Consider the following 777-nt stretch of genomic DNA (forward strand, 5'->3'; position numbering starts at 1 on the left):
GCATGTATACTCAGTTAACACAGCTGAAACATATGAAAAAGCGAAAAAGATTCATCCACGATTGATTGAAACAGATGTGATTGTACCCTAATATAATTGCTGAAATAAATGATACAGAGATGTCCTACGTAATTGGACATTGAAGAAAATTAAAAATCTCGTTAGTCGATTGCAGATTGGCGGGATTTTTGGTATCTAAACTTGGGTAAAAAAAGGTAAATTACTTTTTTTGTTAGGCTGGTTTCGTATAATTGTTGCTTTTTTCAATATTAACTATAATCTAAGATATTTTTATACAATCTGGCCCTTTACATAAAGAAAGAGCACGATTCCTGCTTCAGAAWTGCGCCCGTTTGCTGAAGATCAATAAACTTATATAAACTTGTTTCCTGAATCATTAWACCCACAGTTTCCCAAGACTACGTTCTCTCCTTCCAAAGCTTCATTGGATTTTTTTGCCCTTCATTTAATGGCATTTGTATCATCGAAAGTGAGCGTTCTGCTTTTGTTTTTTGTAAATCCTCATATATAATTTTAGATTTCCCTAATCCCACTTCAACCGCATTCTCAACTGAAGCACAATAAAAAACCTTTTCGATTCCAGCAAAGTACATTGCCGTTAGACACATCGGACAAGGCTCCCCACTTGCATACATTGTATAACCTGATAGATCATTCGTTTGTAATTGCTCTTGTGCACGCCGGATAGCCAGTAATTCCGCATGTCCACTAACATCATAAGTTTTGTGCAGCTCATTAACACCTTCAGCTACAACG

General features: G+C 36.0%; 1 protein-coding gene. It reads right to left on the reverse strand.

The annotated features are described in order from the left end of the window. Positions 1 to 419: 419 nt before the first annotated feature. Positions 420 to 777: nucleoside deaminase (locus tag AC1DUW_RS31175; protein WP_477644495.1), on the reverse strand; the 358-nt coding region annotated here is incomplete at its 5' end.

This window comes from Peribacillus sp. P4_C12, from assembly GCF_056402095.1.